We start from the raw sequence: 25,865 nt of genomic DNA, 5'->3' as shown, positions 1-25,865 counted from the left end.
CAAAAATTCCACCAATCGCCCAACAGGTTTTTATATTATCACAGCATCAGCTACGCGCCATGGATGAGAAAACCGAGGAACTTCGTGACATCTTCATGGATGTGACCGACGAAGAGACAGTTACGGAGAAACAAGCGGAGACGCACGGCTCTCTAAGCTCCGAAGAGAAGGTGGACGAGCAACTGCGCGACGTCATCGAAGAGATGCGCGAACGCTACGATTTCGGTACATCGCTTTCTAACGAGGAACTTTCCTCCGTCGTGCGACAGTTCTCGGCAGGCAAAGAGGACGACGAAATCGCGGACGAACTCGGTGATACATCGCCCGTCGAAACCGTCTTCCACGCGCGAATCGACCTCCATCTCTTCCGGGAGGCAGACACCGACGCACCGTTCGACATTACAGACTTGAAGGACTGTCTTGTTTCTGAAATGTCGGCCGCCGACTGCGCCGACCAACTCGACACGAGCGAATCGATGATTCGACGCTACCAGCGCGTCATCGAAGCGAAAGACGAAGCGCGGTCGGTCAACCAGCAGTACATCAACGAGTTCGAGAACATCCTTCAAGACCGCGAGCTATCCGACCAGATGACACAAGATATGCAACAGGACGGGCTAGAGGATGCGACTGACGGAATGGAGTCGAACGTTTCCTTCTAAGCCACCTTTTCGCTACCACCTTTTTATTGCGAGGGTCGCAAACCGCGCGACCCTCGATAAAAATCTGGACCAAAAGCCTCCTCACCCCCTCCGGGGGATTCGTCGGCCCGCTCATCCGTCGCTATCGCTCCTCATTCGCGGTGAGTGTGCTGGCCGCTGGCGGTTGCGTCGAATGCTGATTTCGGTGGCTGTGTCAAATGCTGATTTCTGGCGGTTGGTCAGTCGGCCGATTTCTAAAATTGATTCATCTGCCGATTTCCTGTGGTTGTGTCGTCCGCTGTTGCACGGGGTTCCACCACCATGCTGGCAAATCGTTGGAGAGATATCTAGCCATTGTTGAAATGGTGGTTCACTGGGTCGCACAAATCGCGTTCTCACGAAACTGGAAATTTGTGACAGGAGAATCCGGGGGTTACTCTGCGCCCGACTCGACACCCTCTTCGACGGTGTTGGTTTCGACCCCTGCATCATCGAGACGCGTAATTCTGGCCTTCATGATGCGCGTGTTTTCGACCTGTTCGACGTGGAGACGAACACCTTCGTAGTCGATGTCTTCGCCCTCTTCGACAAGCCGTCCTGCGCGGTTGAAGATGAACCCGGCAATCGTCTCGAACTCTTCTCCTTCCGGCAATTCGATTTCCATCGCATCGTTCACTTCGTCGATGTTGACCTCGCCGCGGACGATGACCGTGTCGTCGTCGATGTACTCGATTGGCTCTTCTTCCTCGCCATCGAGGATTTCCCCGACGATTTCCTCGACCATGTCCTCCATGGTCACGAGGCCCTCCGTCGTCCCGAACTCGTCGATGACGATGACCATCTGCATCCGGTTTTCGCGCATTTCGGTCAGCAGTTCGTCCACGTTCTTGCTCTCCGGGACGTGAAGCGTCGGCTGAATCAGGTTGTTGAGTTTGAGACTATCACCAGACTCGCCGTAGGATTTCTCGCGCACGAGGTCACGAACCGTGACGATGCCGATGACGTTGTCCAGACTGCCCTCGTACACCGGCACGCGCTCGTGGCCCGCCTGAACGAGCGTTTCGATTGCTTCGTCAACTTCGGCGTCCTGCGGCACGGCGGTCATATCGAGTCGCGGCGTCATGACCTCCTTGGCGATGGTGTTGTTAAACCGGAAGATGCGGTCTAACATCTCGCGTTCGTCCTCCTCGATGACGCCCTCGCGCTCGCCCGTCTGAATCATGTCCTGAATCTCGTCGCGCGTGACGTAGGACGTCTCGATTGCCGAGCGACCGCCGGTTACGCGATTGATGGCGCGCGTGAGGTAGTCGAACGTGATGACGAGTGGGAGGAGGATGTATTCGGAGTATTTCAACGGTTTTGCAATTCGAAGCGCCCACGACTCCGTGTTTTCGACTGCATAGGATTTCGGCGCGCTCTCGCCGAACAGCAGGACGAGCGACGTGATACCGAACGTCGAGATGAGCACTGCTGGGCCGGGGGCGAAATAGATTCCGACGATAGCCGTCGAAAGCGAAGTCATCGCAATGTTGACGATGTTGTTACCGACGAGAATCGTAACGAGCAGACGGTGCGGGTCGTTTTTCAACGAATCGACCGTTTTTGCGCCTTTGACGCCATCCTCGACCAATGCCTCGACTCGATGCTTTGCGACCGAGAACATCGCAATTTCGGACGAGGAAAAGAACGCAGACAGGATGAGCAGGACGACGATAGCCCCGAATCCACCCCACTGGATAACCGCATCGGAGATTGGAATTCCAAGCATGCTATCGGGCGGGGCAGTCTGCGCGAGGATGACCAGTTTCGGAGAGAGTGTCATTCAATAACCCACCTTGAGCGTCGGTGGGATTAACTCTTTATTCTTTTGCTGACTGATGTCACGGGTGAAACTGCCGCGAGCGAAGCCCTTACGGGTATTTCGTCCCAAACATCCTCTATGAGTGCCAAGAGCGCAGACCCGGCAATCACGCTGTATCGACTGCAAGCGTGTCCCTACTGCGAGCGCGTCGTTCGGAAATTACACGAGTACGACCTGCCATACCAGTCACGGTTCGTCGAACCGATGCATTCTGACCGAAACGTCGTCAAGCGAATCAGCGGGAAGCGAACCGTTCCGGCCGTCGTAGACGAAGATACAGGTGTGACGATGAGCGAGAGTGCAAACATCGTCGAATACATCGAAAACACCTACGGAGGGGAGAACTGATGGTCGATTTCGACGTCGTGGAACTCGGCGAAGCGGCGAATCCCGAAGTCGGTGAAACTGCGCCCGACTTCACGCGGCCACTCGTCAACGAGGAGTTTTGGGAGGACGTTTCGCTCTCGGACATAACCAAAGACGGGCCGACACTGCTCGTCTTCTACACCATGGACGGCGGATTCCCTGCGACCTACGTCTGGAACGAACTGCGCGAACGCGCGTGGGGAGAGAACAACGACGTGCAAATCGTCGGCCTGTCCATTTCGACGCCCTACGAACACAAGACCCTCATCGAGGAGCGCGAGATGGATTTCCGACTGTTCAGCGACCCGGCGAACGAAGTCGCAAAGGAGTACGGCATCGACTTCGAGATGGACGGGATGGCCGGAATCAGCGAACCGCGACCCGCAATGTTCCTGCTGGATGAGGAGAGAACGGTCGAATACGCGTGGGTCGCAACCGAATGGCCGGAGTTCCCGGAGTACGACGACGTCGAAGCAGCCATCGAAGAGCAATAGCACCGACAACTACGACGCTATGCTTTTTTCGCCCGACGGTCGAAACCCGAGTATGGACGAGATAGAACAAGCGGCGCGTGCTATTCGAGACGGAAACCTCGTCGTCTATCCAACCGAAACGGTGTACGGGCTTGGAGCGGACGCCCTCGACCCGAACGCCATCGACGCAGTGTTCGACGCGAAACGGCGGGCGCGAGAGAAACCGGTTTCGCTCGCAGTTCCAGACGTGGAGTCCGCCCTTTCCTACGTTCGCCCGACGGAGCGTGAACGGAAGTTCATGAGAGAATTTTTACCCGGGCCAGTTACTGTTCTCTGCGAGAAACGAGATGTCGTTCCGGACGTGCTCACCGCTGGCAAACCCCGCGTCGGCGTTCGGATTCCAGATCACGAACGAGCACTGGAGCTACTCGAACACGTCGCGCCGATTACCAGCACGAGCGCGAACGTGAGTGGCCACACGAGTGTGACGCGCGTTGCCGACCTCGATACAGAAATCGAGGACGCCGCAGCGATTATTATCGACGGCGGGGAAACCGGCGGAACCGGGAGCACCGTCGTCAACGTCGAACGGGGCGAAATCGTTCGACGCGGCGAACTCGCCGACGAAATAGAGGCGTGGCTAACCGCCGAGACGGCCGAGGAGTGAGCGAAGCGAACGGGTTTTGACGCCGCATTCGGCGCGGTACTCACACGCCTCGCATTTCGACTGATTTTTCAACCGCGGTGGCGGCCCGTCGATGGCTTGGGTAGTGCGAACGGCGCGGCGATACGCGGCTTTTCGACGGGTTCCGAGCCGAATTTCGCGGACGATTCCGTAGGCAGGATATTCGACAAACGCGCGCTCTACCATCCGCTCATGTTCCCACGAGAGCGCCTTCGCCGCGGCGACGGTGCGGACGGTTTGTGCCTCCCAGACGCCGTGTTCAGGAGGCGTTCCGGTGAACACCATCGACGGAACGGGCGTTTCTAAGTCGAGGACTTTGTGGACGATTCCGCGACAGTCTTTCCCCTCGGTGAGTCGTTCGCGGTCGGAGGGAGAGGCGAGTTCGGGCCACGCATCGAGTTCGCTTGCGTGTTCGAGATTCGACCGAAACTGCTCCGGCGAGACGGCAATCGGGCAGTCGCTCAGGTCGGAGGGGTCGGCGGCGAGAAGCGATTCGTATTCGAATGCGAGTGCTCGTCGTTCGGCGACGAGGTCGGGAATTTCGATGTCGTCCTGACGCTGGTAGTACAGTTTGCGCGGACAGTACGCGGCGGTTGCGAGTTCGCTGAACGGAATTTTCGACACGGCGGTTTTGGCCGCGGTATCGTATATAAAGTTCCGGGCGGAAGCAGGGGAAAACAGCAAAAGGGGCAAGAGTCTGGACGGACTCTGTTCGCACATGAGCGACTTCGATAAGGAAGCAGAGCGGGAGAAACTCCGCCAGCAGTACGAAGCCGAAAAAGAGGAAAGAAAGGCGACACAGCGAATGAGCGAACTGCTGTTGCAGGGCGCGACGATGACGGGAAAACACTGCGACACCTGTGGCGACCCTATTTTCCGCCAGAACGGAACGGAATTCTGTCCGACCTGTCAACAGCAACAACCAGCAAGTAACGCGCCTGCTGAATCGGAATCGGCGCAGAATGCGGAGAATCAGGAAGCGCAGTCGGAAACCACATCTGCGGAAGGAACTTCTACGGATGCGACGAATATCGAAGTCGAACAATCGAATGCAGAAACGACCGGCCAGTCGCCACAATCCGGCCAATCCACGGCCCCATCGAATCAGCCTCGGCGCGCACCACCGAGTCAGACGGGGACACCACACGGTCGAAGTCCGGAACCGCGAACGGCGGTTGGACAGGACGAACCTGGTACGGGCGGCCTCACGGAGGCCCGAAACGCGCTGGTTCGAAAGCTGACGCAACTGACGAGGGAGGCGGAGCAGACCGACGACGTCGGACGTGTCCGCGAACTGCTGGCCGCAACACGAGAAGGGGCGGAAGCCTTGGACGCGTTAGACCGAGCGAAGCGGTAGGCTCACCGATTTCGCCGAAACGTCAAATGCGTCGAATCTCGATACGACGACAGTGTTCGAGTTAAAATGCGTCAGTAGCTATCGTTCCGTGGGGAACAACCCTCGGCGAAGACGGGATGCCGTTTCTTTCGGATAATCAAACCAGTTCATCGCGTGCCCGAAATCCGGGTTAAAACCCGTTGAAAAGCGGTCTGGAGTGTCGTGCTGTGGGTCGCCGTACAACTCCTGTTCGCTTGCCTCTGCGGAAATTTCGTGCTGTGGCTTTCCGTATAACTCTTCTACAGCCAACCCGTCATCATCGTCCTGCGTGGTGGGCCGGGGTAACATGGTTTACTCTCCATCGGGTGAATCACCGCGGAGGATTTAATGTGGATTGACCGTTCAGGTCGTTTACGCTGGTTCATCCTACCCATACTTCGGAGAACGAAGCCCTGTTAGGCTAAAATAACTTTGCACGGTGCTGTCGAAAACGAACCCGGTTGTCGTCCCCCGGTAAGCACTGCTTACGGGTCGTACTCCTCGGCGACGACTTCGCGGATTCGGTCGGCAGTGACTTCGCCGACTCCCTGTGCTTCCATAAGTTCGTCTTTCTCCGCGGTCATCACTGCTTGAACCGTCTCGAACGTCTCCAACAAGGAACGAGCGGTGACAGGGCCGATGTCCGCAATAGACCCGACGACGTACTCCTGTTGCTCCGAAAGTGTCTTCGCGTGTTTGTCGCCGTGAACCGAAACTTCGCGGTCGCTCACTTCCTGTTCGCGCGTGGCGATAACTTCGAGCAAATCCGTGGTATCTTTCTCGTCTTCCGTCCGAAGGATGCTCGCACCGAAATCGACCGCCAACGACGACAGTGCACCGCGAATCGCGTTGGGGTGAACGTTTCGCTGTTCGTACAGGCCGTCACCCTCGATGATGACGATGGGTCGGGCGTAGTGGCGGTTCATATCGCCCACCTGCTCAAATACGGAGCGGTCGCCGCCGACCAACGTGTCGAGGAAGTCACCCACGGATTTTCGTTCCACGGCGACCCGGTCGCTGAGGACGTAATCGCCGACTGCGAGCGTTTCGAGGCGAACGTCCACGCCTTCGCGGGCGGAGAGGTCACGGGCGATATTCGCGTCGAGTTCGCGCTGGTCGGCGACGATTTCGACGCTCTCGCCGTTGTCGCGTTTTCTGGCAGTCGCCACGATGCCGTCCGGTTCGTCGGCGTTCTTTTCTTCGGTATCGCCATCTTCGGTGTCGAACTCCTGTAACCCGTGGCTGACTTCGTCGGGAGAATCCGCGTCGAAATCGCCCAACGTTTGCTGTGATTTGTCGAGTTCCTCCTCGACTTCCACGGCGACGCCTTTCAGTTTCCGCAGTTCCGACTCCATTTCGTCCTCTCGTCGCTTCGAAATCCAGAAGTATGCCTCGTCGCGGGTGTCTTCCGCGAGGAGAACCATGACCTGCCCTTGGGCCTGTCGTCCGGTTCGCCCCTTGCGCTGAATCGAGCGAACCGCGGTCGGAACCGGTTCGTAAAATAGCACCAAATCGACTTCCGGAACGTCCAGTCCTTCCTCCGCGACGGACGTGGAAACCAGCACTTCGAACTCGCCAGCACGGAAGTTGTCGAGCGCTTCCTGCTGTTCTTTCTGGGTCATGCCGTCGCTTCCGTCCTTGTCCCCTTGCCCGACGAATCGCCGGGCGTCGAAATGCTGACCGAAAAATTCCGTCAGCGTTTCCGCCGTGTCGCGCGATTCGGTGAACACGATGATTCGCTGGCCGCCGTCCACGAGCGTCTGTGCGACGAAGGTGTGTGCTTTGCGGAATTTGGGATGGCGGTCATCGAACTGCACCGCCTTCCGCATCGCCTCCTGCACTTTCGGTTCCGAAACCATGCGCTGACTCGCTTTCGACGCCCCCGACGACCGGGCCGAATTTCGCTGGCGTTCGAAATATCGGCGCAGGGATTCGACGCTCTGGGTTTCGGCGAGTTCGACCGCACGCCGGAGTTTCATCACTTCTGCGTGCGCGGACATGCCCTTGTACCCCTCCGACTGGTCGTTGTCGATGAGTTTCTGTAACTGTCCGCGAACCTTGTTCAAATCCTTCTGAGAGATGTCCGGGCGCGTCGTGTTGACGACGCCGAGTTGTTTCAGCCGCTCCAGTCGGTCGGAAATCACTTCGTTCAGCGCGTCCCGAATCTCCAGAATTTCGTCAGGGAGTTGGACGCGAACCCACTCGACTTCGGTGTCGTGCGTGTAGGTGGAAACGTCGCTGTCCTCCTCGGTCATCACCTCGACTTCGTGAAGGCCGAGGTTCTCACAGACTTCCATAATCGACTCCTTGTCCCCACCCGGTGACGCACTCATTCCGGTGACGAGGGGGTCGTGAGCGTCCGCGTGGTATCGCTCGGCGATGTAGTTGTACGCGTAATCGCCGGTCGCCCGATGGCACTCGTCAAAGGTGATGTGGGTCACCGGCCCGAGGTCGATTCGTCCACCCACCAAATCGTTTTCCACGACCTGCGGCGTTGCGATGATGACCGTCGAGGAGTCCCACAGCTTCGAGCGTTCGTCGGGTCGCACCTCGCCAGTGAACACGACGATTTCCTCGTCCGGCACGGAAAGCGCCTGCCGATAAAAATCGGCGTGCTGGTTGACCAGCGGTTTCGTCGGTGCGAGCAGGAGCGACTTTCCGCCGACCTCGTTCAGTCGTTCCGCCGTAACGAGCAGACTGACGGTCGTTTTTCCCAGTCCGGTCGGCAGACAGACCAGCGTGTGGTCGTTGCGTGCCGTGCCCGCGAGTTGAATCTGGTAGAGTCGCCGCTCGATGAACGTCTGGGTGAGATAGGGATGTTCCACGTAGTTCGTTTCAGCGTCCGTGGTCGCCATTCGTCGTATGGTTTCGTCGTCATTCGGTTAAAGGGTTCGTGTGGGGGAGAAAGTGAAGGGTGAAGGTTTATACGAGAAAGCGAAACCAAACACGATGAATGAGAGAATGAGAGGGAAATTCAGACGATTGCCGGAACATACTGCAATCCCACGAAAATCGCCACTCCCGCACCGATTGGAATCGTGAGATTGTCGTCGATGACGTAACCCGCGATGACCGGTTTCACGCCGTCCGCGAGGGTTGCGGCGATTGCACCGAGAATCGCCGCCGGAACGGGCAGGCCGAAAATCGAGGCGATGGCGACACAGACCGCGAACGTCGCAAGCAGAGTGTGAGTCGCCTTGACGCCCAGTTCGCCCGATCCGAGCAGACCGCTGATGGGGTCGGCGATGGTCAGCATGAGCATCGCCGGAATCGCAATTTCCGGTTGGAACGCCCACGCGGTGACGGTCATTCCGAAGAAGTACAGAGCGTAGCCCGCGAGGTTGTCCTGTTCGTACTCACGCGTGAGTTCGTCGTAAATATTCCAATCCAGTCCGATGTACAGGCGAATTATTTCGAGGACGAGCGCGACGAGCGACCCGAGGACGAGCAACAAGCGCAGTTCGTGCCACGTCACCAAGTCCAGCAGGTAGAGCGCCGGAAAGCCGGTTCCGCTGACGTGCACCAGTCGGCGCTTGATTTCGCCCGACACGGTTACAGGTCGCTAAATTCGCGGTCGCCACTCCGAAGGTCGGTGAGAATGTCGGCGAGGTCAGAAACGGGGACTCGAACCTGTTCGGTCGAATCGCGTTCGCGGAGCGTCACGCTGTCGTCTTCGAGGCCTTCGTAGTCCACGGTGACACAGAACGGCGTGCCGACTTCGTCTTGGCGTCGGTAGCGCCGACCGATGTTACCCGAGTCGTCGTAGGTCACGTCGAAACCGCTGGTACGCAGTTCGGTGGCGATGTCGCGCGCTGTTTCGCCCATGTCGTCTTTATCCATCAGTGGGAAAACACCCACTGTAGTCGGCGCGAGTTCGGGTTCGAGCGCGAGTCGGGTTCTCGTCTCGCCCTCAACGTCGTCCTGTTCGTAGGAGTGAACGAGGACGGTGTAGAGTGCGCGACCCACACCGATGGAGGGTTCGATGACGTGCGGCGTGATGTGTTCGCCGGATTCTTTGACCTCATCGACGCTGAAGCCGGTTTTCCCGACCGGAATCGTGTAGGATTCGCCACCTGCTTCGACAGTGACTTCGTCGCTGTCGAACGCCGAGCGGTTGCGCTCCGCGAGACGCTGGAGCGCGTCGGTGATGTCGCCCGCCGCGCCGCCGAATTCCGGCCCGAGATAGCTCATATCCGGTTCGACCGTCGCTCGTTCGACCACCTTCGGTTCGTCGTACTGTCGGAAGACGGTGAAGTCGTCGTCGGAATACTCGCCGTGTTTCGAGAGGTCGTAATCGCTTCGGTCGGAGATACCGGCGAGTTCAATCCAGTCGCCGCCGATTTCACCCTCAGCGTCCCAGCAGTCACTCGCGTAGTGCGAGCGTTCGCCCGCGAGGTGCTGGCGGAATCGGAACCGGTTCATGTCGATGCCAATTCGCTCGTACCACTCTTGGGCGACGCCGACGTAGTAAGCGACCCAGTCGCTTGCGATGATGCCTTCTTCGACCGCTTCGCCAATCGTCGTGTCGAGATAGTCGCCGTCGTCCGCGTTCTGTTCGGGTGCCGAGTACAGTCGCACTTCCACGTCTTCGACGCGTTCGAGTGGCGGTTCGTCCTCCTCGGGGTCGATGAAATGTTCCAGTTCCGCCTGCGTGAACTCGCGGACGCGAACGATGGATTTTCGCGGACTGATTTCGTTCCGGTAAGCTTTGCCGATTTGCGTAGTACCGAACGGAAGGCTGTTGCGCGCGTACTCTTTGAGTCGCGGGAACTCCACAAAAATTCCCTGTGCCGTCTCCGGGCGGAGGTAGCCGGGTTGGCCCGAACCGGGGCCGATGTCCGTCTCGAACATGAGGTTGAAATCCTCGACAGGTTCGCCTGCAAGCGGAGTGTCGCAGTCCGGGCAATGCAGGTCGTGGTCTGCGATGAGGTCGCCGACTTCGTCCAGTGGGTAGCTTTCCGCGTCCTCGATATCCGTGTTGTCCTCGATGAGGTGGTCGGCACGGTGGCTCTCGCCGCATTCCGGGCATTCGACCAGCATGTCGTCGAAGGTGTCGAGGTGACCCGAGGCTTCGAATACGGGTTCCGGCATGATGGTCGGGGCTTCGATTTCGCGGTGGCCTTCTTGCACTTGGAATCGGTCGCGCCACGAGTCCTCGATATTGCGTTTTAGCGCCGCACCCTGCGGGCCGTAGACGTAGAAGCCCGAAACGCCGCCGTACGGCTCTGCGGCTTGGAAGAAAAAGCCGCGCCGTTTGGCGAGTTCGACCAGTTCGTCGCTCATTTCAGTGCCTCCAGCAGGTTCACGTCCCGGACGATGCCGACGAGTTTGTCGCCGCTGACGAGCGGAACCTGTTCGATGTCGTTGTTCAGCATCATCTGGGACACCTCACGCGCGGTTTTGCGTTTCGTGACGTTCACGACGTTTTCGGTCATGAACTCTCGGACGGGCGTAGACGGAATCTCGACGTTCCGCGTCGGGATGTAGCTGTTGCCGACCGATTTGATTCCTTCCCACATCCAGTCGTCGTCCTCGTTAGCGATGCTTCCGCCGGTGTCGTCTTCGCCCTCGACAACGCGAGCGACTTCGATAATATCGACTTCGGTGATGATACCGTCCATCTCACCGTCCGCGTCGAGAACGACTGCGTAGGGGACGTTCGCATAGAAAATCTCGCGTTCTGCGACCGTCAGCGGTGAATCGACGTAACAGGTGTTCACGTCCTTGTTGGCCAGCGTTCCGACTTCGGTGTCGCCGTCGGCTTCGCCTTCGGCAATCGCTCGAACCACGTCGGTGACGGTGACGATTCCTTCGAGTTCGCCGTCCACGACTGGGACGCGGCGCGTGCCTTCGTCCAGCATCAGGTTGGCGACTTCCTCGATGGTTGCGTCCTGCGTCGTCGTCGCTACCTCGCGCATCAACAGCGCGAGTTGGTCTTCGTCGGGGTTTTCGATGAGGTCGTCACGGGAGATGAGGCCACGGTACTGCTCGCCGTCGTCAGTCTGTTTGACGACCGGAACGGAGGAAAACGAGCGTTCTTGGAGATATTCGAGCACGTCATCGCGCGTGCCCGGAAGCTCGACGGTAACCACGTCTGACCGGGGCGTCATCGCTTCGGCAACGTTCATACGCGCCGGATACGGTTTCACCCTTCTTGTACCCTGCGAAGCATGCAGTGCTTCTGGCGTCAGAGTTTATATACTAGAAGAACGGTTGAATCGAAATCAACCAGCAGAACGGACAAACAAGGAATAAGCGACCGAACAGAAATCGGCGAGCGAGAAGTTACTCCTCGTCGTGGTGATCGCCAACGTTCGGTTCGACGACGTAGTTTTCGTACTTCTCCGGATTCGGGAAGAATTTCGTGTAATCGTCGTGGCGGAATGACCCGAGAACCGTGCCATCGATGGTTTGGACGTGGCTGAACATCTCCTCTTCCCGCATTGCGGCTTTGACGAGTGCTGGCGCGTGCATCATCTCGTACGTTCCGGCGATGAGAATCGCGGTTTCCGTGTCAGGGTCGAGATACTGCGTCAGCATGAACACGCGGGAGGACATCTCCTGACGGAACACCTGATAGGACGGGAAGGTTCCCGCTTCGACTGCCTCGCTGAACTCGTCGGCGTAGTTGTCCGGAATGACGTACACGAATCCGAACCGGTCGGTTCGTCCCGCATCCGGATTTTCGGGCGCGGTATGACTGGCCGGAATGTCGATGACATTCCATCCCTCCTCTTCGAGTTCTTCAGCCATCGCTTCCATATCGTCAAGCGTCCGCTTCCACGCCCCCTTCTCGACATCTGCATTGGCCGCAATACGGTCGGCGTAGTTTACATCCTCGTCACCGATTTCTGGCATACAGCCATGTCAGGCGTCGAAGCGGTAAAAACTGTTGTTACAACCCTACGCCGAACACAGCTTCCATGATGTAGGACGTGGCGAGCACCGCGATACTGGCGACGAATAGCTTCGTCGAGGACGAAAGTCGTTCTTCTGGTGGAATCGAATAGTGGGACAGCGGCGGAATTCGCTGTACCGTCGCTTGGAATCGCGTCTCCTCGCGCGACCCGATAACTTCGCTTCGCTCTTTGTTTCGTACGATTTCGACGCCACCGTCGTCGGTTTTATTGACGTCCCACGGTGCGGACGGAAGCATCAACAATGTCGCGTAGCCGAAAAGCAAGAATCCGATGAGAAAGAGGGAGTATTTCACTCCGACGAGGTCGGAACCGAACAAAAAGCTCACCACGACGCCGACGACGAACGCGAAGCCAGCCACCGCGACTGCGTAGACGAGCGCGTCAAGCAGCTGTCGAAACCGCCGTGGGGACTGGTTCGCATCGACCATTACCGCATCGTGTAGGGCGTGAACTCGTCCGGCTCTTCGTAGTCGTCCAGATGTCGGTGACAATGACTGAAGCGACCGGTGTTGCTCACGACATTGTCGTCCGGGTTTTCGGCGTCACAAACGCTTCCGAACACGTCGCGGAGGTAGTTACGAGCCTGCTTGTCGCTGTTGTTTTCGATGTACCCCGCGGCCTCGTCGATGTGTTTTTCCACCTCTCGCGGCACGTCGAACTCGGCGAACAGTTCCTGACGAATCTCGCCGATGTCCGAAAAGCGCGTCTCCATTCCGAGGATTTCTTTCACTTGGTCGGTCATCGACCGCTCTGCCCGCGAGCGTTCGCGCACGACTTCGCGGAACACTTCGACGGCGACCCACAGGTCGTCGTCGATGTGCTGGAACTCCTCCGGGCGAATTTTCATCGGACAGCGCGTACTGAACGGACAGCCTTTCGGCGGGTCGCGCGGACTTGGTGGCGTCCCACGAAGGGTAATTCGGTCGCCTTTCGCCGTCGGGTCGGGGTCGGGAATCGCGGACAACAGCGAAATGGTGTACGGATTTTTCGGATTTTCGAACAGCTCTTCTGCCCCACCGAGTTCCATGATGTGACCGAGATACATCACCGCGACGCGGTCACAGATGTGGCGAACCACGGAGAGGTCGTGCGCGATGAACAGGTAGGTGAGGCCGAACTCCTCCTGCAAATCTTCGAGCAGGTTGAGAATCTGGGCCTGCACGGACACGTCCAGTGCCGACACCGGTTCGTCCAGCACGATGAACTCGGGTTCGAGTGCGAGCGCACGGGCGATACCGATACGCTGGCGCTGACCGCCGGAAAACTGGTGCGGATAGCGGTAGTAGTGTTCCGGTTGAAGCCCGACTACGTCGAGCAGTTCGCGGACGTGCTGTCTGCGCTCACGCGGCGTCTTCCAGTCGTGGACGTCTAGCGGTTCGCGGACGATTTCACCGACAGTCATCCGGTCGTTGAGGCTGGATTCCGGATCTTGGAACACCATCTGGCTGTTCCGCCGCCAGTTTTTGAGTTCCGTGCCGGAGAGTTCGGTGATGTCAGTGCCGTCGAACAGCACTTCGCCGTCCGTCGCATTCTCCAACTGGATGAGCGTTCGGCCGAGCGTCGATTTACCACAGCCGGATTCACCGACCAGTCCGAGCGTTTCGCCGCGTTTGATGTTCAGCGAAACACCGTCAACGGCTTTGACGGGGTTCGACCCGACGAGTCCGCCCTCGCCGTAGTAGGTCTTCAAATTGTTGACCTGTACGAGCGTTTCGCCTTCCGAGACGCTGACTGATTCAGATTCGGTTTGCTGTACCTTGCTCATAGTTCTTCCTCACTTTCTGTTTCGGCGTTGCGATGCATCTCGACAGCGTCTGACTGTGACACGTCCTCCGGATACAGCAGGCACGCGGACGTGTGGTTTTCCGCATCCTCGTTGACCGAAAGCGGTACGGGATGGACTTTGTCACACTCTGCGAACGCTTTGGGACACCGGGGAGCAAACCGGCAGTAGGTCGCCGGTTCGTTCGGCGTCGGCACGTCGCCCTCGATGGTCTCGAGGCGCGTTGCATCCAGATTACTGCCGGGAATGCTCCGCAGAAGCCCCTGCGTGTAGGGATGCCGTGGATTCTCGAACAGTTCGACGACGGGAGCACTTTCGATGATTTCGCCCGCGTACATCACGTTGACGCGGTCTGCAATTTCGGCGATAACGCCCATGTCGTGCGTGATGAACATGATTGCGAGGTCGCGCTCTTCCTGAAGTTCATCGAGGAGTTCGAGGATTTGCGCCTGAATCGTCACGTCCAGCGCGGTCGTCGGTTCGTCACAGATTAGCAGTTCGGGGTCACAGGCCAGCGCCATCGCGATGACGGCACGCTGACGCATTCCACCCGAGAACTCGTGTGGATACTCTTTGACCCGACGGGAGGCGTCCGGAATCCCGACAGCTTCGAGCAGGCTGATGGCTTCCTTCGTCGCCTCCGTTCCGCTGATGTCCTGATGGAGTTTCAGCGCCTCTTTGATTTGGTTCCCGACGCTGTAGACGGGGTTCAAACTCGTCAACGGGTCTTGGAACACCATTGCGATGTCCCCGCCGCGAAGTTTCCGGTACTGTTTTTCCGACTTCGAGGTCAGTTCCTCGCCCCTGAATTTGATACTGCCGCCGAGAATCCGTCCCGGCGAATCGACAAGTCCCATGATGGAGCGTGCGGTCACGCTCTTTCCAGAACCGGACTCGCCGACGATACCGACCGTCTCACCGCGCTTGATGTCGAACGAGACACCGTCGCAGGCGCGGATGACTTCCTTGTCGGTGAAGAACGCGGTTTGGAGGTTCTCCACCTGCAAGATTGCGTCCTCACTGGTTTTCGACGTGGAGTATTGGCTCGACGCCATTATGCACCACTCCCTCCTGCCGCGGCGACTTCGGAACTGCCGTCTTCACCGGAGTCACTCTGTGGGTCGATGGCGTCACGGATGCCATCACCGAGCGCGTTGAACGCGGTCACGACCAGTACGATAAGCACACCCGGAATGAACGAGATGTGCCATGACTGCGTTGCCACGAAGTCCTGCCCGACGTCCACTGCCCGACCCCATTCCGGCGTCGGCGCTTGGACACCGAGTCCGAGGAACGACAGCCCCGCAACGGCGATGATGATACCACCGAGCGTCATTGAAGCGTACACGAGTAGGTAGCCGAGGATGTATGGTGCCATGTGTTTTTGCATCGTCACGCGCGGTTTCTGTCCGAAGCTTCTCGCTGCGTCAATCCACTCCTGTTCCGCAACTTGGAACGCGGGACCACGGACGGCACGCCACAAGAACGGCCACCCGGTAGCGGCGAACAGCAACGCCAAGAGGAGCCCGCCATTGTAAACGCCAGCTATCCACGTCCCTTGGAGGACAAAGGATAGTAAGATGAGGAACAACAGTCTCGGAAGCGACATGATGGAATCACCCACGATGACGACAGCGAGGTCAACGAGACCTTTGTAGTACGCCGTCAGCAGGGCGAAGCCTGCCGCAATGAGTCCGCTGAGGCCGATAGCGACGACACCGATGAACAGCGAAATACGCGCACCGTGTACCATGAATGTGAACATGTCCTTCCCGGACGGCATGGTACCGAACGGATGCCATCGGTCGAAGGCGTCGTAGGTCATCGGAGCTACGTTGGCACCGGCACCTTCCGAGCCCGACCCGCGGTTTGCCTCACCGATGAGAGTAGTCTCGACTTGCCCCGTTTCCTTGTCCAGATATTTGGTTTCGTAGGAGAACGGATTGTCGATGGTTCGCTCCACCGTCGTCGTACCGAGCGCCGGGGCGAAAACCGCCATCACGACGAACATGAAAACGACGATGAAGCCGAATATTCCCCACGAGTGACCGCGGAATCGGTTGACCATGTCGTCACGCGGCGTCCAATCTGCGTAGCGGTAGTGCTCGCGGAACGTCAGGTAGCCGCGCCAGAGCCAGTACAGGAAGACGAGAGCATATGTGTAGACGAGCACGACGCGAAGTGCCCAGACGATTGCCGGAGACAGTCCGAGGAACGTTCCGCCCCATCCGCCACCGGGCAGTCGCCATCCGGAATTGTCGAAAATATTCCTCGACAGCAACGTCGGAATATCCGCGAGTGCGTCACCGACAGTGGCGAACGGCGCGGCGATGGACGTCAAGAACGACGGCAGTTTGTCCATCAGCAACTCCCACGGCATCGACATTACGGTACTCGCCAGCGCGCCGAATTCGAGCGCGACGAGAAGGGCGAATCCGGCGAACCAAAGCATCGCCGGGCGTGGGTTGTCTGTGATACGTTCTCGAATCGGTCGTTCGTTTTCAGCGTTAGGAGTACGACTCATTTCAGGCACCTCCATCGTATCCGACACGGGGGTCGATGATGGTGTACAGGAAGTCCTGTAAGATGTTTATTATCACGACGAGGAGGATGAATATGAACATCAACGAACCGACTAGCGGTAAGTCCCCTTGCATGACTGCGGTGAAGAACAGGTAGCCGATTCCGTTGAGGCTGAACACCGTCTCGACGAGCACGGAACCACCAATAAGCAGATACGCCTCACCCGTAATAATCGGGACGAGCGGGATGAGCGCGTTCCGGAAGATATGCTTCCAGACGAGCGAACGGGGTGGAACCCCCTTCGCTCGTGCAGTTTCGATGAAGTTGGAATTGACCGTTTCCAACACGGCGGTTCGGCCAATACGCATCTCGTTCCCCATCGACGCGGAACCGAGAACGAGCGCCGCCGGTGCGATTTTCTTGAGAGCGGCGAGGAACTGATCTAAGTTCGTCAAATTGGTCAAATCCGGACGACCGACGACGCCGACCGGAACGATCCAGTTCATCCAGTCGAATCCGAACAGGATACCCTCAGACTGTGAGAGAACCTGCATCAGAATCACTGCCAACCAGAAGTTCGGCATGGCACGCCAGACGATACCACCGAACGAGGCGGTGTAGTCGCTCCACGTGTTCGGGTTAAGCCCGGCGTAAAAGCCGAGCGGAATACCGATGAAAAGGGCGATAAGCACAGACCAGAATCCCAGCCACAGCGTAACTGGGGCGTATTGCATTATCATCGAATACACGCTGGTGTCTGGCTGAAGCACCCACGAATTACCCAACTGCAGGGTAAGCATGTTAGTCATGTAATCAATATACTGTTGCCAGAGTGGTTGGTTCAATCCGAGTTGGTTTTCGATTTGTTTGTACGCTTGGGGGTCCCCTGTCGGGCCGAGAATTGCCCCGACGGGGTCAAGCGGTCCCATCCGGATGACGACGAACGTTATCGTCGTCCCGAATAGCAAGATGGGAATGGACAGTAGGAGGCGACGAGCGAAGTAGCGCCATCGACTCATGATTCTCCGCTCACCTCCTGATTTTTGTTAAGCGTGTCGTGCGGTAGGTTGCACCCTATGGTAACCGCGTTCATGGCTGATACATACCCGTATTTTGCGCTCCACTCATTATGTCTTGCGATAACATCATCGTAAATTTGGACAGATACATATCTGTCACGGAGCCTGCGTCAAAAAATAAACGACGACAGGTCGTTAATTGGTACGTTCGCCAATTTCGACGTTGTTGTACATCTGGCGGCTGTAACCAGCGCCACCGTATTTGGGCACGTCAACCCATTCGTAGGAGAACCGCTCTTCTAGGTTGTGGTAGGTCGGGAGGAACACGACGTCTTCCCAGTTGGCCTCTTCCATAGTGACGTAGGCCTCGTTACGGGCGGTCTGCGCTTCGTCCGTTGGGCCACGGTTGCTTTGGATTTTCTCCCACGCGCTCGTCGCCTGGTTTGCGGCATCGGTACCCGACCAGTTCGTGTACGCCTGCGGTGACGATTTCGAGGTGTCCGTCAGCGGCGGGTAGAGCAGGCCGAGGAAGTTGTCCGGTGCTGGCCAGTCCATAACCCACCCGAGCGAGTACGCTTCGAGGTTACCCTTGCGACCACGCGAAAGGAGCGTGTTAAACGGTGCCGTCTCGACTTCCATGTCGACGTTGACCGATTTGAGTTGGTCGCGGAGGATGTTGCCCACTTTGGGCCACGTGGTCGAAGACTTGTAGACCGTGAACGTGAAGCTGAAGTTCTCGTTGCCCGGGCCGTAGCCAGCCTCGTTCAACACCTGCTCTGCTTTGTCACGCTGATTCGTGTTGTACCCGTACGGGTAGTTGTTCTCGGCGTGGGATTTGTACTCCTTCGCACCGCCGGGGTAAATCATCGGCGGGGTGAAGTGGTGGGACGCTTCGCCGCGACCTTTGAACACTTCGTTGACGAGGCGCTCCTGATTCATCAGGTACGCACAGGCCTGTCGAACGGCCTTCGGGACGGCTTCCGTGTTGAAGCCCATGTAGTACGAACTGATGGTGGAAACGCCGAGGTAGTCCATCGTCGCACCGCCCGCAGTCGAACCGTACTTGCCGACGGTACGGCCCTGGTCGTCCGTGCTGGTGTCCTTGACTTTGTCCTGACTGTATTTGGACGTTGGAAGGCTCCCGCTGTAGAGGATGTCCGCGTTCTTGTTGATGATACCGTAGGTGTGTCGTGCGTTGGCGTCGGACGAAATCATCCAGTGGATGCCGTCTACCTTCGCCTTCTCACCGTGGTAGTTCTCGTACTTCGTGACTTCCGCGGAGTCGTCGCTCGTCCACGACTTGAACTTGAACGGCCCGGCACCGACGGGGTCTTCCGTCGCGAACGTGCTGTGGTCTTTTTTGCCGTCATAGCCTTTGATGTCGCCGACGATTCCCTCTGGGATGACCGCGAAGGAGGTGTAGGCGAGCATCTCCAGCGTGGAATGGAACGGCTCGGTGAGCGTCATTTCCAGTTCGTAGTCGCCCGTCGCTTTGAGCGACAGCGAGTCGGACTTTGCGACGGTGAGTTCCTCTTCCTCACCCTCTTCGTTCGTGTACGTCTTCGTCGTGGATTCGTGCTCGACGCCGATAGAGTCGAGGATGAAGTACGAACGGCGGGAGTTCGTCGATTCGGCGAGGCGTCGCCACGAGTAGACGACGTCGCTTGCCGTGACTTCGTTTCCGTTGTGGAATTCGACGCCTTCCTTAAGTTTGAAGGTGTACGTCCGCTGGTCGTCGGCAACCTCGTGACTCTCGACGAGCAGGTTCTCGACGGCAATTTCCCCGTTCGGATAGTTCATCAGCGGGTCGAAAATCTGCTGAATGACCGTTCCGGATGCTGTGTCGGTCGCCTTGACCGGGTCCAGCGTGGTCATCGTCGAGTTGATAAGCTGGAGTTTCTTCCCACTACTGTCGCCGTTTCCGTTACCGTCGCCATCACCGTCGCCACCGCCAGTACAGCCAGCGAGCGCGGCAGCCGTTGCCGCACCCCCAGTCGCTTTCAAAAACCGCCGACGGGTCAGGTTGTCAGTATCTGTCATCCATCAACGGCTTGTGTGTCACGGCGGATAAACTTACCGCTTGGGATTGGCACCCTTACGGTCTTAAACAGCTGTTTAATTGCAGAGGGAGTCAAGTTTAGGTATCGATTGACAACGAATTATTTCGCCATTCGTGGAGCGAGATGTGAGGGGAAAGTAGCGACCAGAGTGCAAGACAGAAGCCGAGAAACCATGCAATACTTTCGTGAAATACGTGGTTTCTTCCGTTTTTGTCCATTTTTGAGACAGAATGCTGTCAGTAGCTAGACTGAGTGCCAGCGTTTCGGTGTGCTTATATCCTTTGGTACACTTTCTCAAAGTATGACGCCGGATACGGCAGCAGTGTCGGTGTCGGTTGCAGATGACTCCGAGGTCATGGCCTCGGTGGACGATGACGGGAACACGAAGCGACTCGTCATCGCAGACATCTCATGCGAGGGTGCATGGATTTCCATGCGCGTAGAAGACACAACCTCGCTACCGGACTGGCGATAGTCCCCGATAACTCGTTTCGTTCTCCGAACAGCCCCCCACAACGCATTTTGTTTTCTTTCCCGTTCGAGAAGTGACCACGCATTCCTGTTTGGATTGTGACTGGAAATGGAAGCCATCCAGAGAACGTTCACCTTGACGAACACGATAGCGGGGAAACAACGCAATACTGAACCTTTTTTGCCCTCGGTGCGGTTCCATGCAGACATGAACTATCGGGAGGTCACCGGGAAACAGGAGTTTGTCGCCCGGCTCGGACATGGCGCGGATTGGCGCGCCGAAATCGAATCGCTGGCAGAAGACGAGGATGTCGATTCCGCGTGGTTCGTCGCCATGGGCGCGGTACAGGACGCGGACGTATGGTTTTACGACCAAGACGAAAAGGAGTATCGAGAAGTGAGTTTCGACGAACCGCTCGAAGTTGCCTCCTGCGTCGGCAACGTCTCGCTCCTCGATGGGGAACCGTTCGCACACACGCACGTCGTTCTTTCACGTCGATCGGGCCAAGCAATCGCGGGGCACCTCGATTCGGCAACCGTGTTTGCGGGAGAGTTGTACATGCGAACGTTCGAGGAGTCGCTGGTTCGGGAACACGACGAGGCGACCGAGTTAGACCTCTGGCTCTAACATGCGAGAAGAAGACCGGCAGTATTTCGAGCGACTGGAGTCGCAGTTGGACGAAGCGTTCGACGTCGCCGAGGCCGCCCGCGAAAACAGCGGCGACCCGCAACCGGAAGTCGAGATTCCGGTCGCCAAAGACATGGCCGACCGTGTCGAGAACATCCTCGGCATCGAAGGTGTTGCAGAGCGCGTCCGAGAACTCGAAGGGCAGATGTCCCGTGAGGAGGCCGCACTCGAACTGGCGGAAGACTTCGCGGAGGGGAACGTCGGAGATTACGACACCCGTGACGGCAAGGTCGAAGGTGCGGTCAGAACCGCAGTCGCCCTTCTGACAGAAGGTGTGGTCGCCGCACCAATCGAGGGAATCGACCGCGTGGAAATCCTCACGAACGACGACGGCACCGAGTTCGTCAACGTCTACTACGCCGGGCCGATTCGCTCCGCGGGTGGGACTGCACAAGCGCTGTCGGTGCTCGTCGCAGACTACACCCGCGCGCTCATCGGCTTGGACGAGTTCAAAGCTAGAGACGACGAAATAGAGCGATACGCCGAAGAAATCAACCTCTACGATTCCGAAACCGGATTGCAGTACTCGCCGAAGGACAAGGAATCGAAATTCATCGCGGAAAACATCCCCGTCATGCTGGACGGCGAAGCGACTGGCGACGAGGAAGTTTCCGGCTTTCGTGACTTGGAGCGCGTCGATACCAACAGCGCCCGCGGTGGGATGTGTCTGGTTCTCGCGGAGGGGATTGCACTCAAAGCGCCCAAGATTCAGCGATACACGCGAAATCTGGACGAAATCGACTGGCCGTGGCTACAAGACCTCATCGACGGCACCATCGGTAAGGACGACGAAAACGAGGAATCGACGGCGGAAGCCGACGATTCCGAAAGTGGCGACGAGGGAGAAGACGAGTCGGATGGGAAAGCAGAGGCCGACGACGAACCCGATGGCCCACTACGCGTCGAACCTGCGACGAAGTTCCTCCGCGACCTCATCGCCGGGAGGCCCGTGTTTACCCACCCGAGCGAAGCGGGCGGATTCCGTCTCAGATACGGGAGAGCACGGAACCACGGGTTCGCAACCGCGGGCGTCCATCCTGCGACGATGCACCTCGTGGACGACTTTCTCGCAACAGGAACGCAAATCAAAACCGAGCGCCCCGGGAAGGCGGCAGGCGTCATCCCGGTGGACACTATCGAAGGGCCGACGGTGCGACTCGCAAACGGGGACGTTCGGCGAATCGACGACATCGAGGAAGCCATAGAGGTGAGAAACGGCGTCAAGCGGATTCTCGACCTCGGTGAATACCTCGTCAACTACGGCGAATTCGTGGAGAACAACCATCCGCTCGCACCCGCTTCCTACACGTTCGAATGGTGGGTGCAGGACTTCGAACATTCGGGGGCAGACGTGCAGGCCATGCGCGACAACCCGCACATCGACCTCAAAAATCCGACCGTCGAGGAGGCGCTCGACTGGGCAGTCGAGTACGATGCACCACTGCATCCGAGTTGTACCCACCTCTGGCACGATATTTCGGTGGCCGAGTTCGGCCTGCTTGCGGATGCTGTGGAAGCAGGAGAAATTCGGGACGGACGACTCCATGTCGAGAACTCGGACGCTGTTCGAGTCGCGCTCGAACACCTTCTCGTTCAGCACTGGCAGGGAGAAGAAATCGAGATTGCCACGTGGAAACCGTTCGTTCGCTCTCTCGGGTTCGATGACGACCTAAGCAGGGAGTGGGAAGACACTGACGACCTGTCCCGGAAAGCGCGCGAATGGGGGAAAACAGAAGGCGAGGACGGCGAAGCTGCCGACGAAAATGGCGGTACAAATGCAATCAAAGCTGTAAACGAAGTCGCGCCGTTCACAGTCCGAGAACGCGCGCCGACGCGAATCGGGAACCGAATGGGACGGCCCGAAAAGTCGGAAAAACGCGAACTCAGTCCGGCAGTTCACACGCTGTTCCCGCTCGGCGAAGCAGGCGGCGACCAACGCGACGTGGCGAAGGCCGCGAAGCATACGGAAGGCATGTCGGGTGTGCGCGGACAAGCGGAACTTCGAATCGGTCGCAGGGAGTGTGAGGACTGCGGAAATCTCACGTTCAAATGTAACTGCCCGGACTGCGGCGGCAACACCTACCCGGATTACGAATGTCCCGACTGTGGCACGACGGTCGAACCAGACCAGTCCGGGCGCGCGGAGTGTCCACGCTGTGAAATCCTCGCAACGAGCGTCGAACCACAGACCGTCAACTTGAACGACGAATACAGAGGCGCGCTCGAATCGGTCGGCGAGCGCGAAAACGTCTTCGACACGCTGAAAGGCATCAAAGGATTGACCTCGGCGCACAAGACGCCCGAACCAATCGAAAAGGGAATCCTTCGCGCGAAACACGGCGTCAGCGCGTTCAAGGACGGGACGATTCGCTACGACATGACCGACCTGCCCGTGACCGCGGTTCGTCCATCCGAACTGGACGTGAGCGCCGACCAACTCCGCGCACTGGGCTACGACGAGGACATTCATGGCGAACCGTTCCGGCACGACGACCAACTCGTGGAACTACGGGTGCAGGACATCGTCCTCTCCGACGGCGCGGCGGAACACCTGCTCAAAACCGCCGATTTCGTGGACAACCTGCTCACCGACTATTACGGACTCGACCCGTTCTACGAGATGGACGAACGCGAGGAACTTGTCGGCGAACTCGTCTTCGGGATGGCCCCGCACACCTCTGCCGCAGTTGTCGGGCGGATTATCGGGTTCACGAGTGCTGCGGTTGGGTATGCGCATCCGTATTTTCACGCGGCGAAGCGGCGGAACTGTTTCCATCCGGAAACCAAGGTTTGGTATCGGGACGAGGGTGAGACGTGGCGATACGACGAGATTCAGCGGTTGGTCGAAGAACGACTGGAGAATCCGAAAGAGGACGATTTCGGTGCATTGGTAGAAGAATTAGATTGTGAGATTCTGGTTCCGTCGGTGGACGAAAATGGAAACGTTGTTCGGAAACCAATCGAAGCAGTTTCGAAGCATCCTGCGCCGGAGCATCTGGTCGAAATAGAGACGCAGAGTGGGCGGGAAATAACTGTGACACCCGACCACTCGATGAGACGGTGGACGCCGGACGGGATAGAAGAGATAGAAGCGCGAGAAACCGAGACTGGCGACGAAATACCGACCCCAAAAGAAATCGAGTTTGAGGGAGACATTGCAGAGTTTGACCTTTTAGAAGAGTTCCTACAATTAGATTCACTCTCCAACGACGAGTTGATGATTCGTGGACTAGGAGAAGACCGAATCAAATCACTCTTGGACTCGGCAACCAACCAGCAAGGGTATCTGAAACCAGTAGGTGAGAAACTTGGAAAAAGCCAATCTTCGGTATATAACTGGGTGAACCGAGACAGCATTCCTGCATCTGTTTTGGTGGAGTTATTTGGAAAAGAGCAACTAATCGGCCACCTTCCAGACAATATTGTACTTGGCGTTTGCCGAGACACTGCATCTGTCAATCGGAAGCTGAGGGTCGATGAAGACATGGCACGAGTCTTGGGGTACTACACTGCTGAGGGATTCACTCGGTCTAAAGAAGGAGAGTTCTATCAAACCACCATTTGTATTCCTGATGAGAAGCCTCGACAACACATCATCAAAACACTGGAAGTTAATCTTTCAGTGACCCCGTATGAGGAAAGTGAGTGGAAAGTCACGACATCAAGTCGTCTCGTTACGCTTCTCTTCAGTGAAATTCTAAATGCTGGTTCGACTGCGGCGGAAAAACGAGTTCCACAAAGTATCCTCAACTCACCACAACAAATTCTCCGAGAATATCTACGTGGATACTTCAGTGGAGATGGGAGTACCGCGAGTGACAGAGTCGATATTCGAGCGCACACGGTAAGTGACGAATTGAAGAATGACCTCGTCGCGGCGTTGAAGCGGTTCGGAATTACGAGTAAACTCTACACTGAAATTCGTCGGCCATCGACCGGAGCAGTTGCCGAGTTCTACGGTGATGATCCAGTTCCCGAGTTTGAATCGTGGGTTCTCAAAATAACGTCCGAAAACGCAGTTCGGTTTGCGGATAAAATCGGATTTGACCTCGATAGAAAAGCAAAAACATTGGAGAATGCGATTGACTCGATTGCAGTCAGAACTCAGCGTCTTTTCGGAGATGGTGGTGACCTTTGGCTTGACGAGGTGGAATCAGTAGAGATTGTCGAAAGCAATACCGAGCAAACCTATTCAGTCACAGTCTCGGACACCCACACACTCGTCGCAAACGACCTCTACGTCGGTCAGTGCGACGGCGACGAAGACTGCGTAATGCTCCTCATGGACGGCCTGCTCAACTTCTCGAAGGAGTTCCTGCCGGACAAGCGGGGCGGCCAGATGGACGCCCCGCTGGTGATGTCCTCGCGTATCGACCCCTCGGAAATCGACGACGAGGCGCACAACATGGACATCGTGGAGCAATACTCACGGGAGTTCTACGAAGCCACGCTGGAGATGGCCGACCCGGAGGACGTGGACATCACCATCGCGGAGGACTACCTCGGCACCGACGAGGAGTACACCAACTTCCGGCACACCCACGACACCTCGAACATCGCACTCGGCCCCGACCTTTCGGCCTACAAAACCCTCGGGTCGATGATGGACAAGATGAACGCGCAGTTGGAACTGGCCAGAAAAACGCGAGCGGTAGACCAAACCGACGTGGCGGAGCGCGTCATCGAGGGGCACTTCCTCCCAGACCTCATCGGAAACCTTCGCGCCTTCTCGCGGCAGGAAACCCGGTGTCTGGACTGCGGCGTGAAATACCGCAGGATGCCCCTTTCGGGTGACTGCCGGGAGTGCGGTGGCCGGGTGAACCTGACGGTGCATCAGGGGTCGGTGAACAAGTACATGGACACCGCAATTCAGGTGGCCGACGAGTACGACTGTCGGGAGTACACGAAACAGCGACTTCAAATTCTGGATAGGTCACTGGAGAGCGTGTTTGAAAACGACAAGAACAAGCAGTCCGGAATTGCGGACTTTATGTGATTTC

The 25,865-nt window shown here is 57.6% G+C and carries 22 protein-coding genes; 8 read left to right on the top strand and 14 right to left on the bottom strand.

All coding sequences use genetic code 11. From position 1 onward, the window contains the following. Positions 1-59 precede the first annotated feature (59 nt). Positions 60-662: a hypothetical protein gene (locus tag HL45_RS01325; RefSeq protein WP_049969315.1), complete on the top strand. Its 603-nt coding sequence runs from the start codon at positions 60-62 to the stop codon at positions 660-662. Positions 663-1,074: 412 nt separating this feature from the next. Here the strand turns inward: HL45_RS01325 and HL45_RS01320 are convergent, their stop codons facing one another. Then, entirely contained in the window at positions 1,075-2,463 is a 1,389-nt protein-coding gene (locus HL45_RS01320; RefSeq protein WP_049969314.1) for a hemolysin family protein, read from the bottom strand. A gap of 117 nt (positions 2,464-2,580) precedes the next feature. Here HL45_RS01320 and HL45_RS01315 point away from each other — a divergent pair, with 117 nt between their 5' ends. Genes HL45_RS01315 through HL45_RS01305 form a run of 3 tightly spaced genes read left to right on the top strand, consistent with a single transcriptional unit; the run spans position 2,581 to position 4,008 of the window. Beyond that, on the top strand, positions 2,581-2,850 hold the full coding sequence (locus HL45_RS01315; RefSeq protein ID WP_049969313.1) for a glutaredoxin family protein: 270 nt from the start codon (positions 2,581-2,583) through the stop codon (positions 2,848-2,850). Then, a complete protein-coding gene (locus tag HL45_RS01310; protein WP_049969312.1) occupies positions 2,850-3,362 on the top strand; it encodes a redoxin domain-containing protein in 513 nt (170 codons plus the stop codon). The genes HL45_RS01315 and HL45_RS01310 overlap by 1 nt, the downstream gene beginning before the upstream one ends. 52 nt (positions 3,363-3,414) lie before the next feature. After that, a complete protein-coding gene (locus HL45_RS01305) occupies positions 3,415-4,008 on the top strand; it encodes an L-threonylcarbamoyladenylate synthase (RefSeq protein WP_144239979.1) in 594 nt (197 codons plus the stop codon). Here the strand turns inward: HL45_RS01305 and HL45_RS01300 are convergent. Beyond that, a complete protein-coding gene (locus HL45_RS01300) occupies positions 3,982-4,650 on the bottom strand; it encodes a CRISPR-associated protein Cas4 (RefSeq protein ID WP_049969310.1) in 669 nt (222 codons plus the stop codon). The two genes, HL45_RS01305 and HL45_RS01300, sit on opposite strands and share 27 nt — an antisense overlap. Before the next feature lie 94 nt (positions 4,651-4,744). On the opposite strand from HL45_RS01300, the gene HL45_RS01295 reads away from it, so the two are divergent. Beyond that, the gene (locus HL45_RS01295) at positions 4,745-5,383 is read left to right on the top strand and encodes an Sjogren's syndrome/scleroderma autoantigen 1 family protein (protein WP_049969309.1); all 639 of its coding nucleotides are present in this window, start codon (positions 4,745-4,747) and stop codon (positions 5,381-5,383) included. Positions 5,384-5,461: 78 nt separating this feature from the next. Here the strand turns inward: HL45_RS01295 and HL45_RS01290 are convergent, their stop codons facing one another. The 12 genes from HL45_RS01290 to HL45_RS01235 all read right to left on the bottom strand — a co-directional run bounded on the left by HL45_RS01290 (position 5,462) and on the right by HL45_RS01235 (position 19,686). Next, positions 5,462-5,710 carry a hypothetical protein gene (locus HL45_RS01290; RefSeq protein WP_049969308.1) on the bottom strand — a complete coding sequence of 83 codons (249 nt, stop codon included), beginning with the start codon at positions 5,708-5,710 and terminating at the stop codon, positions 5,462-5,464. A gap of 176 nt (positions 5,711-5,886) precedes the next feature. After that, the gene (locus tag HL45_RS01285; protein WP_049969307.1) at positions 5,887-8,256 is read right to left on the bottom strand and encodes a DEAD/DEAH box helicase; all 2,370 of its coding nucleotides are present in this window, start codon (positions 8,254-8,256) and stop codon (positions 5,887-5,889) included. A gap of 119 nt (positions 8,257-8,375) precedes the next feature. Continuing rightward, positions 8,376-8,951, bottom strand: a complete 576-nt coding sequence (locus HL45_RS01280) for a diacylglycerol/polyprenol kinase family protein (RefSeq protein WP_049969306.1) — start codon at positions 8,949-8,951, stop codon at positions 8,376-8,378. A gap of 2 nt (positions 8,952-8,953) precedes the next feature. Continuing rightward, on the bottom strand, positions 8,954-10,684 hold the full coding sequence (glyS, locus tag HL45_RS01275) for a glycine--tRNA ligase (protein ID WP_049969305.1): 1,731 nt from the start codon (positions 10,682-10,684) through the stop codon (positions 8,954-8,956). Beyond that, complete coding sequence (locus tag HL45_RS01270; RefSeq protein WP_049969304.1) at positions 10,681-11,529, bottom strand: CBS domain-containing protein; 849 nt, start codon at positions 11,527-11,529, stop codon at positions 10,681-10,683. Before HL45_RS01270 ends, glyS begins: the two co-directional genes overlap by 4 nt. 157 nt (positions 11,530-11,686) lie before the next feature. Further along, positions 11,687-12,259 carry a DUF7529 family protein gene (locus tag HL45_RS01265; RefSeq protein WP_049969303.1) on the bottom strand — a complete coding sequence of 191 codons (573 nt, stop codon included), beginning with the start codon at positions 12,257-12,259 and terminating at the stop codon, positions 11,687-11,689. Positions 12,260-12,296: 37 nt separating this feature from the next. Further along, a complete protein-coding gene (locus HL45_RS01260) occupies positions 12,297-12,749 on the bottom strand; it encodes a DUF7555 family protein (RefSeq protein ID WP_049969302.1) in 453 nt (150 codons plus the stop codon). After that, positions 12,749-14,086: an ABC transporter ATP-binding protein gene (locus tag HL45_RS01255; RefSeq protein ID WP_049969301.1), complete on the bottom strand. Its 1,338-nt coding sequence runs from the start codon at positions 14,084-14,086 to the stop codon at positions 12,749-12,751. Before HL45_RS01255 ends, HL45_RS01260 begins: the two co-directional genes overlap by 1 nt. After that, positions 14,083-15,159 (bottom strand): ABC transporter ATP-binding protein, encoded by a 1,077-nt coding sequence (locus HL45_RS01250; RefSeq protein WP_049969300.1) that lies wholly within the window; start codon positions 15,157-15,159, stop codon positions 14,083-14,085. The genes HL45_RS01255 and HL45_RS01250 overlap by 4 nt, the downstream gene beginning before the upstream one ends. Then, complete coding sequence (locus tag HL45_RS01245) at positions 15,159-16,628, bottom strand: ABC transporter permease (RefSeq protein ID WP_049970042.1); 1,470 nt, start codon at positions 16,626-16,628, stop codon at positions 15,159-15,161. The genes HL45_RS01250 and HL45_RS01245 overlap by 1 nt, the downstream gene beginning before the upstream one ends. A gap of 1 nt (position 16,629) precedes the next feature. Then, positions 16,630-17,646 carry an ABC transporter permease gene (locus HL45_RS01240; RefSeq protein WP_049969299.1) on the bottom strand — a complete coding sequence of 339 codons (1,017 nt, stop codon included), beginning with the start codon at positions 17,644-17,646 and terminating at the stop codon, positions 16,630-16,632. A gap of 195 nt (positions 17,647-17,841) precedes the next feature. Beyond that, entirely contained in the window at positions 17,842-19,686 is a 1,845-nt protein-coding gene (locus tag HL45_RS01235) for an ABC transporter substrate-binding protein (RefSeq protein ID WP_144239978.1), read from the bottom strand. A gap of 321 nt (positions 19,687-20,007) precedes the next feature. Here HL45_RS01235 and HL45_RS21045 point away from each other — a divergent pair, with 321 nt between their 5' ends. The 3 genes from HL45_RS21045 to HL45_RS01225 all read left to right on the top strand — a co-directional run bounded on the left by HL45_RS21045 (position 20,008) and on the right by HL45_RS01225 (position 25,861). Beyond that, positions 20,008-20,181, top strand: a complete 174-nt coding sequence (locus tag HL45_RS21045; protein ID WP_162833833.1) for a DUF7556 family protein — start codon at positions 20,008-20,010, stop codon at positions 20,179-20,181. A 204-nt stretch (positions 20,182-20,385) separates the two neighbouring features. Further along, positions 20,386-20,805, top strand: coding sequence for a PPC domain-containing DNA-binding protein (locus HL45_RS01230; RefSeq protein WP_049969298.1), 420 nt, complete (start codon positions 20,386-20,388; stop codon positions 20,803-20,805). A 1-nt stretch (position 20,806) separates the two neighbouring features. Further along, complete coding sequence (locus tag HL45_RS01225; protein WP_049969297.1) at positions 20,807-25,861, top strand: LAGLIDADG family homing endonuclease; 5,055 nt, start codon at positions 20,807-20,809, stop codon at positions 25,859-25,861. Positions 25,862-25,865 lie beyond the last annotated feature (4 nt).

Source organism: Haladaptatus cibarius D43 (assembly GCF_000710615.1).
Classification (GTDB): Archaea; Halobacteriota; Halobacteria; order Halobacteriales; family Haladaptataceae; genus Haladaptatus; species Haladaptatus cibarius.
This window is presented reverse-complemented; position numbering and strand designations above follow the sequence as displayed.

Excerpts from the sequence above, each read along its gene's own strand:
- HL45_RS01325 (WP_049969315.1), top strand. The coding sequence starts at position 60 with ATGGATGAGAAAACCGAGGAACTTCGTGACATCTTCATGGATGTGACC.
- HL45_RS01320 (WP_049969314.1), bottom strand. The coding sequence starts at position 2,463 with ATGACACTCTCTCCGAAACTGGTCATCCTCGCGCAGACTGCCCCGCCC.
- HL45_RS01315 (WP_049969313.1), top strand. The coding sequence starts at position 2,581 with ATGAGTGCCAAGAGCGCAGACCCGGCAATCACGCTGTATCGACTGCAA.
- HL45_RS01310 (WP_049969312.1), top strand. The coding sequence starts at position 2,850 with ATGGTCGATTTCGACGTCGTGGAACTCGGCGAAGCGGCGAATCCCGAA.
- HL45_RS01305 (WP_144239979.1), top strand. The coding sequence starts at position 3,415 with ATGGACGAGATAGAACAAGCGGCGCGTGCTATTCGAGACGGAAACCTC.
- HL45_RS01295 (WP_049969309.1), top strand. The coding sequence starts at position 4,745 with ATGAGCGACTTCGATAAGGAAGCAGAGCGGGAGAAACTCCGCCAGCAG.
- HL45_RS01290 (WP_049969308.1), bottom strand. The coding sequence starts at position 5,710 with ATGTTACCCCGGCCCACCACGCAGGACGATGATGACGGGTTGGCTGTA.
- HL45_RS01285 (WP_049969307.1), bottom strand. The coding sequence starts at position 8,256 with ATGGCGACCACGGACGCTGAAACGAACTACGTGGAACATCCCTATCTC.
- glyS (WP_049969305.1), bottom strand. The coding sequence starts at position 10,684 with ATGAGCGACGAACTGGTCGAACTCGCCAAACGGCGCGGCTTTTTCTTC.
- HL45_RS01270 (WP_049969304.1), bottom strand. The coding sequence starts at position 11,529 with ATGAACGTTGCCGAAGCGATGACGCCCCGGTCAGACGTGGTTACCGTC.
- HL45_RS01265 (WP_049969303.1), bottom strand. The coding sequence starts at position 12,259 with ATGCCAGAAATCGGTGACGAGGATGTAAACTACGCCGACCGTATTGCG.
- HL45_RS01260 (WP_049969302.1), bottom strand. The coding sequence starts at position 12,749 with ATGGTCGATGCGAACCAGTCCCCACGGCGGTTTCGACAGCTGCTTGAC.
- HL45_RS01255 (WP_049969301.1), bottom strand. The coding sequence starts at position 14,086 with ATGAGCAAGGTACAGCAAACCGAATCTGAATCAGTCAGCGTCTCGGAA.
- HL45_RS01250 (WP_049969300.1), bottom strand. The coding sequence starts at position 15,159 with ATGGCGTCGAGCCAATACTCCACGTCGAAAACCAGTGAGGACGCAATC.
- HL45_RS01245 (WP_049970042.1), bottom strand. The coding sequence starts at position 16,628 with ATGAGTCGTACTCCTAACGCTGAAAACGAACGACCGATTCGAGAACGT.
- HL45_RS01240 (WP_049969299.1), bottom strand. The coding sequence starts at position 17,646 with ATGAGTCGATGGCGCTACTTCGCTCGTCGCCTCCTACTGTCCATTCCC.
- HL45_RS01235 (WP_144239978.1), bottom strand. The coding sequence starts at position 19,686 with ATGACAGATACTGACAACCTGACCCGTCGGCGGTTTTTGAAAGCGACT.
- HL45_RS21045 (WP_162833833.1), top strand. The coding sequence starts at position 20,008 with ATGACGCCGGATACGGCAGCAGTGTCGGTGTCGGTTGCAGATGACTCC.
- HL45_RS01230 (WP_049969298.1), top strand. The coding sequence starts at position 20,386 with ATGAACTATCGGGAGGTCACCGGGAAACAGGAGTTTGTCGCCCGGCTC.
- HL45_RS01225 (WP_049969297.1), top strand. The coding sequence starts at position 20,807 with ATGCGAGAAGAAGACCGGCAGTATTTCGAGCGACTGGAGTCGCAGTTG.